7 protein-coding genes are annotated in these 6,883 nt (G+C 70.2%); 6 read left to right on the forward strand and 1 reads right to left on the reverse strand.

The window, feature by feature from the left end; all coding sequences use genetic code 11:
* The 3 genes from D1825_RS13490 (at nt 1) to D1825_RS13500 (ending at nt 1,593) form a co-directional block, all read left to right on the forward strand.
* A complete protein-coding gene (locus D1825_RS13490; RefSeq protein WP_118767933.1) occupies nt 1-513 on the forward strand; it encodes a phage tail tube protein in 513 nt (170 codons plus the stop codon).
* A gap of 88 nt (nt 514-601) precedes the next feature.
* A complete protein-coding gene (locus D1825_RS13495) occupies nt 602-1,291 on the forward strand; it encodes a hypothetical protein (RefSeq protein ID WP_118767934.1) in 690 nt (229 codons plus the stop codon).
* 32 nt (nt 1,292-1,323) lie between these two features.
* The gene (locus tag D1825_RS13500; RefSeq protein ID WP_118767935.1) at nt 1,324-1,593 is read left to right on the forward strand and encodes a hypothetical protein; all 270 of its coding nucleotides are present in this window, start codon (nt 1,324-1,326) and stop codon (nt 1,591-1,593) included.
* Here D1825_RS13500 and D1825_RS13505 read toward each other — a convergent pair.
* Nucleotides 1,577-1,873, reverse strand: a complete 297-nt coding sequence (locus D1825_RS13505) for a hypothetical protein (RefSeq protein ID WP_118767936.1) — start codon at nt 1,871-1,873, stop codon at nt 1,577-1,579. The two genes, D1825_RS13500 and D1825_RS13505, sit on opposite strands and share 17 nt — an antisense overlap.
* Before the next feature lie 46 nt (nt 1,874-1,919).
* Between D1825_RS13505 and D1825_RS13510 the strand changes: the two genes are divergently transcribed.
* The 3 genes from D1825_RS13510 to D1825_RS13520 all read left to right on the forward strand — a co-directional run.
* Nucleotides 1,920-5,726 carry a phage tail tape measure protein gene (locus D1825_RS13510; RefSeq protein WP_118767937.1) on the forward strand — a complete coding sequence of 1,269 codons (3,807 nt, stop codon included), beginning with the start codon at nt 1,920-1,922 and terminating at the stop codon, nt 5,724-5,726.
* Nucleotides 5,726-6,655, forward strand: a complete 930-nt coding sequence (locus D1825_RS13515) for a phage tail family protein (RefSeq protein WP_118767938.1) — start codon at nt 5,726-5,728, stop codon at nt 6,653-6,655. Before D1825_RS13510 ends, D1825_RS13515 begins: the two co-directional genes overlap by 1 nt.
* 4 nt (nt 6,656-6,659) lie before the next feature.
* Nucleotides 6,660-6,883: hypothetical protein (locus tag D1825_RS13520; RefSeq protein ID WP_138067673.1), on the forward strand; the 224-nt coding region annotated here is incomplete at its 3' end.

Consider the following 6,883-nt stretch of genomic DNA (forward strand, 5'->3'; position numbering starts at 1 on the left):
ATGCCTCGCACCGCTGACCTCGGCGTCACGAAGTGGGTCTGGATCCCCGGCGTCGCCGGCATCGCCGACCCCAACGCCCCGACCGTCGCTGAGGTGACGGCCGTCGCCGCGAAGGACATCTCGTCGTACGTCGTCACGACGACCGACATCCAGGTCCAGGCGTCGGACACCGTCAACGAGCGGGCCGTCACGGACGTGACCAACGCGGTCATCCCGACCGTCGGCAACTACGGCGGCACCCTCGACACGTTCCGCGACTTCACCACGGGCGCCCCGAGCGCGAACGACCCGCTGACCGTCATCGGCGCGACCGTCGGCGTCGTCGGCTGGCTCGTGAAGCGCGTCGGCAAGGCGTCCGCGCTGCCGCTCATCGCCACCGACAAGGTGTCGTGCTTCCTCGTGATGATCGACAACCCGCAGACCACGGGCGGGCAGGGCGACGGCTTCCTCAAGGCCAAGTTCCCGATCCTCCAGCAGGGCCGCTTCTCGATCGAGAAGGCCGTCGTCTCCTGACCCCAGACCCCGGTGGCGTCGCGGTACGGGTCCCGCGACGCCACCGGTTCGACCCGCCGACCCGAGCAGACCCGGAGGCTGACCCGCTATGCCGAAGACCCAGATCCAGACCCACCCGCTCGACTTCGACGCCTGGCTCGAGACCGGCACGATCGCACAGCGCACCGTCGAGCTCCACAACGACCGCTCTATCCCCGACCAGCTCGACGTCCTGTCCAAGCGCCGCGAGGTCGCCGCAGCCGTCGCCGAGGCGGAGGACACCGAGGCCTCGGTCACAGAGATCCCCGAGGTCGTCAAGATCGACGCCGCACTCGAGGCGCTGTGGGTGAAGTGGGAGGAGTCGAAGGAGACCTGGCTCGTCCGCGCGCTCTCCGTCGACGAGATCAAGCTCCTGCGCACCCGGCACCCCGTCGAGGACCAGCCGCCCACGCCCGGCAAGGGCGCGTCGCGCGGCACCCGTGAGGCGCACGAGGCGCTGCTCAAGGCGTGGGCCGAGCGCATGCAGGACACGCTCGAAGCCATCCAGTACGCACAGCTCGAGGCGGCCATCGTCTCGATCACGACGTCGAAGGGCGTCGCCACCGCCCGCGGCACAGTCCTCGACGAGGACTTCCGCCCCGCCGTGACGGCCGCCCAGCTCCGGGCGATGCACGCCCGGCCCGGCCGGCAGAACGACGTGAAGCAGCTCCTGAACGCCTCCCAGGACGCCACCGCCTCCGATGTGGAGGTCCCCGCCCCTTTCTGGCAGCGGCCGTCCTCGAAGCACGGCCAGAACTAGTCCTGTCCCTGCGCGCCGCGCGCGCGTGGGGCGTGAAGCCGTCGGCCTACCGCAAGTGGTCGACCCAGGACCGCGGTCAGGCGGAAGCGCTGCTCGAGTACGAGGCGAGCCTGTGCCCCGGGTGCGGGATGCCTCGGCACGCCGCGTGGGATCCGCGCTCGATGGGCGGGTGGGTCGCAGACGCGCATCCCTGCGAGGCGTGCGAAATCCGCGACCAGAAGGCCAAGGAAGACGGCAACGAGAAGCCGCACGTGTTCGTGACGGTGAGGCCCGCGCAGGACGCGGCTACGCCCGCTTCGTGAACACGAGCGTCTGCTCGTCGTCGACGGCGCTCTGCGCAGTCAGGTCGTAGCCGCGGGCCTGGGCACCGATCACGACCGCCTCGAACGGCAACGTCCGGGGCGTCACCTTCGCGGTGACGTGCGGGTCGCCCGCGAACTGCTCATCGAGCAGGGCATCCGCCTGCGCGGCGGCCTGCTCGCGGGCCTTCTCGTCGGAGGTGACCTGCCCGGCGCCGAGCAGCGTGATCAGCAGCCACGACAGCAGGGCAGCTGACCCGAGCACCACCAACACGACGATCACCGTCCGATTCAACCGCACACCAGGGGTCGGACGGGGGTGATCTTTCGTGGGAATCCGCTCTGTCGTCATCCAGCTGCGTGCCGAGGTCGCCGCCTACGTGGCCGGGATGAACTCGGCGGAGCAGGCCACGAACCGGCTCACGACACAGGTCGGGATCCTCGGCGCCGGCATGCTCGGCCTGGCGGCCCTCGCGGTGAAGAAGTTCGCCGACTTCGACCAGGCGATGTCGAACGTCGCAGCCACGGGCGCGGACGCGAAGCTCAGCATCGACGAGCTGCGTCAGGCTGCGCTCGACGCCGGGCAGCGCACCGTGTACTCCGCGACCGAGGCCGCAGGGGCGATCGAGAACCTCTCAAAGGCGGGCCTGTCTGCCGCGGACATCCTCGGTGGCGCCCTCGACGGGTCCCTCGACCTCGCCGCCGCGGGCGCCCTGTCCGTCGCCGACGCCGCGTCGTACACGGCGATCGCCCTGTCCCAGTTCGGGCTCGAAGGCGACAAGGCGTCCCACGTCGCTGACCTCCTCGCGGCTGGTGCGGGCAAGGCCCTCGGTGATGTGTCCGACCTGGGCATGGCCCTCAAGCAGGGTGGTCTCGTCGCCCACCAGACGGGCCTGTCGATCGAGGAGACGACCGCGGCTCTGGCGGCGTTCGCGCAGCAGGGCCTGCTCGGGTCCGACGCCGGAACGTCCCTCAAGACGATGCTGCAGCGCCTGACCCCGCAGTCCGACGAGGCGCAGAAGCAGTTCGACAAGCTGGGGATCTCCGCCTACGACGCGCAGGGCAACTTCGTCGGGCTCGCCGAGTTCGCCGAGCAGCTCAAGACGAAGATGCAGGACCTCACCCCCGAGGCCCGCAACGCGGCTCTGTCGGTCATGTTCGGGTCGGACGCCGTCCGTGGCGCGGGGGTCCTGTTCAGCGAGGGCGCTGAGGGCATCCGCAAGTGGGAGATGGCCGTCAACGACCAGGGCTACGCGGCCGACGTCGCCGCGACCCGGCTCGACAACCTCAAGGGCGACCTCGAGCAGCTCTCCGGTGCGTTCGACACCGCCCTGATCAACATGGGCGAGGGCGCGAACGGGCCGCTGCGGTCGATCGTGCAGTCGCTGACGGACGTCATCAACGGCTTCTCGAACATGAACGACACCGCCCAGACCGCCGTCCTGGCCGTCTTCGGTGTCGGTGGCGCGATCGCCCTCGGCGCCGCCGGTGTCGGCAAGCTCGTCGTGGGCATCAACAACGCCAAGACCGCGCTCGTCGCGATGGGCATCACCGCGAAGAGCACAGCGATCGCTGTGGGTGCCGTCGGTCTCGCGATCACCGCTGCGACCCTCGTGATGGTGAACTGGGCGAACGCTCAGGCGGACGCGCGCGCCCGCACCGAGGAGTACCTCGACACCCTCGACGAGTTCGGCAACCGCACCGACGCGACCCTGACGACGATCAACGACAAGCTGTCCTCGAAGACCGGCGGGTTCCTCGAGGGCCTGTTCGGCAACGACGACTCTCTCATCACGAAGGCCGAGAAGTACGGCCTCGTCGTCCAGGACCTGCAGGGCTACATCCTCGGAGAGTCCGACGCCGTCGACCGGGTCACCGACGCGATCACGAAGTACAACGCGGCACACGACATCGTCGACTCCGACAACCAGGTCGCGAAGCAGAACGACTTCACGGACGCCCTCGACGAGCAGGCCAGCTCACTGTCGGACGCCGAGAAGAAGGCCATCCAGAAGGCCGAGGCCGACCAGAAGGCCGGGGTCGCTGCCGCTGACGCCGCGGCCGCAACGAAGGAGCAGCGCAGCGCCGTCGGGCAGCTCACCGACACCCTGGCCACGGGCGGCACGACGACCGACTCCTACACGAACGCGCTCAAGGACCTCGTCGCCCAGCAGCGCGAGGCCGCGGGGATCGTCCTGTCGCAGCGCGACGCGCAGCGCCAGTACGAGCAGTCCCTCGACGACGCGACGAAGGCCCTCAAGGACAACGGCCGCACCCTCGAGCTAGACACCCAGAAGGGCCGCGACAACCAGGCCGCGCTCGACGACATCGCGAAGTCCGGGCTCGACGTCGTCGAGTCGATGCGCGCGAACGGTGCCTCGCAGAAGGAGCTGCAGAAGGCGGTCCGCGCCACCCGTGCGGACTTCATCGCGCAGGCCGAGAAGATGGGCATGTCGAAGTCGGCCGCGAAGAAGCTCGCGGACCAGCTCGGGCTCATCCCGAAGAAGGTCGACGTCGACGTCGCCGTCGACACGCAGCGCGCGACCGACGCCCTGAACCGGTGGATCACCCTGGCCAACGGCCGGCACGTGAAGATCACGGTCGACCAGGTCGGCGGCAAGCAGTACCAGTTCGCGCCCGGCGCCTCGATCGCCCGCGCCGAGGGCGGCCCGATCATCGGCCCCGGGACGGGCACGTCGGACTCGATCCTCGCGCGCGTCTCCAACGGTGAGCACGTCATCACGGCCGCCGAGGTGCAGGCCGCCGGTGGGCACGGCGCCATCGAGGCGTGGCGGTCCAGTCTGCGCGGGTTCGCGACCGGTGGCCGTGTCGAGTGGGCGAAGAACCGGGTCGCCGACGCGCGTGACGCCTACGAGCTCGCCAACGGTGAGAGCAAGGCGGCCGCACGCACGAAGGACGCCAAGCGGCAGGCGCGTGCACAGAAGGCCCTCGACGCCGCCAAGTCGGAGCTCGAGGACGCGAAGGCGACCTACGCGCGCGTCGTCGAGGCCACCCGCCAGTTGCGCACCGACGCACGCCGCGGCGACTCCCGTGAGCAGGCCACGGCAGGCATGTCCGGTGCGTACTCGGTCATCGACCAGCTCGCCGACGCGTCCCGCAACCCGGACCTTTCGAAGAAGGCCCGGGCGAACCTCGCCGCCACGGCGAAGGAGGCCGAGGCCGGGCTCAAGCGCCTGTACGCGCAGGCCGACAAGATCGACGCGAAGCTGCAGTCGGCCGCCGATCAGGTGTCCCGCCTGGCTGACATCCGCGACCAGGCGGCGTCTGGCCTCACAGGTGCGTTCGGGCTCGGTGACACGATCGCGCAGGCCACCGACGGCACCGCCGGGTCGTGGCAGTCCGTCGCACGGATGAACGAGCGCGGGCAGTCCTGGAACGAGCAGATCTGGGACCCGGGTACGGCCGGCAAGGCGGGTGTCACCACATCGGCTGGGATCGTCGCCGCGTACACGAAGCGCGCGGCCGCGATCAAGACGTTCGTCGGGAAGCTGCAGAAGCTGCGCGAGATGGGCCTGACCGGTCCGCTGCTGCAGGAGATCTACCAGCTCGGCACCGAGCAGGGCACGGTCATCGCCGACGCCCTGATCAAGGGCGGCAAGGGCGGTGTCTCCGCGCTGAACAAGCAGGCCGGGCAGATCGATTACTGGGCGAACGTCGGTGGCACTGACCTGACGAAGGCGTTCTACACCGGCGGCATCGCCGCGGCGCAGGGCTTCCAGAAGGGCCTCGAGTCCGACCTCGCGAACAACAAGAAGTCGGTCGCGAAGTGGGCCAAGGCGCTCGAGCTCGAGCTGAAGCGCGCGTGGGGCATCGCGTCCCCGTCGAAGGTCACCTACGGGATGGCTCGGTTCCTCGGCAAGGGCACCGAGCTCGGGCTCATCGACTCGATGCCCGCCGTGATTGCGGCCGCGCGCCGGTTCTCCGGTGCGGCGATCCCGACCATGGCCAGCGGCACGGGCAGTGGCGCGGGCGCCGCGCGCGGCGGGGTCACGTTCAAGAACACGCAGCACTTCTACGGCGCCGACGACAGTGTCGCCCGCAAGTCCGAGGCGCGGCTGCGCGACTCCGTCTACTCCGGTGGCCTGCACCGACTCGCCACGGGAGTGGGTGCCTGATGTCGATCCTGCTCGTCTCCCCCGGCCCCGTACCGGACCCGCCCGCACCGTCGCCGTTCGCGGACATGGACTTCACGTGGACCGGGTGGGATGGGTCCTCGTTCCAGCTCACCGGCCGCGGCCGCACCCAGGCGATCCACCTGCAGGCCGGGGTGCGGGGGCTCACGTTCCCGCCCGCGGAGGAGCACACGACGTCGTCGCCGGCACGCCGCGGGCAGCGGTTCCGGTCGCACCGTGAGCTCGCACGCGACGTCACGTGGCCGCTGTGGGTCTGGGAAGACTCCGGCTCCACGGAGTGGCTCAAGTTCGACGCCGCGTTCCGTCGCACCCTGCGCCGTGACCGGCCGGGCATGTGGACGGTCACGCACCCGTTCACGGGCGAGCACCGCTCGCTCATGCTGCGGCTCGGCGACGACGGCGACCCTTCCTGGGACACCACACCCGGCAAGCGGGCGTGGAAGGACTACCAGCTGCGGATGATCGCGGACGACCCGATGTGGGCTGGTGCCCCGATCACGAGCCCCCTGTGGGGCGCTACCCCGGGCGTGAACTTCACCGGACCGTCGGACTCCGCCCCGGACTTCTACATCTCGGCACCGACGACCACGGGCGAGGTCGACATGGCCAATCCGGGTGACGTCCCGGTGTGGCCGACGTGGACGGTCACCGGCCGTGGCGCCGCGACGTCCGCGGTCCTGACGGTCAACGGCATGGAGATCGGCACCCCGACCCTCACGAACGGGCAGGTGCTCACTATCAACACCGACAAGGCGACCGCGCGCCTCGACGGCGCCCGCGCCGGGAACCTGCTCTCGCCGCGCGAGTTCGAGCCCATCCCCGACGGGGAGTCCGTCACGGTCGGTGTCAACATCACCGGCGACGGCACCGTGCAGTGCTCGATCATCCCGTTGTACAACGCGGCCTGGTGACGTCGTGACCGACCTGCGCCCGCCGCTGGTCATCGAGGTGTTCGACAAGTCGTTCGTCTACCAGTCGACCGTCGCAGCCCCCATCGAGATCTCCGCGACGGCCCGCCTGAACAACGCCGGCTCGGCGACGTTCACGGTCGCGTCCGACGAGGAGTGCGTCGAAGACCTCCTCACCGCCGGCGCGCGCGCCCGGGTGCTGTACCGGGCGGACCCCGCTGAGAATCCGCG

Origin of the sequence: Cellulomonas rhizosphaerae (assembly GCF_003470205.1) — a bacterium.
In the GTDB taxonomy this organism is placed as follows: Bacteria; Actinomycetota; Actinomycetes; order Actinomycetales; family Cellulomonadaceae; genus Cellulomonas; species Cellulomonas rhizosphaerae.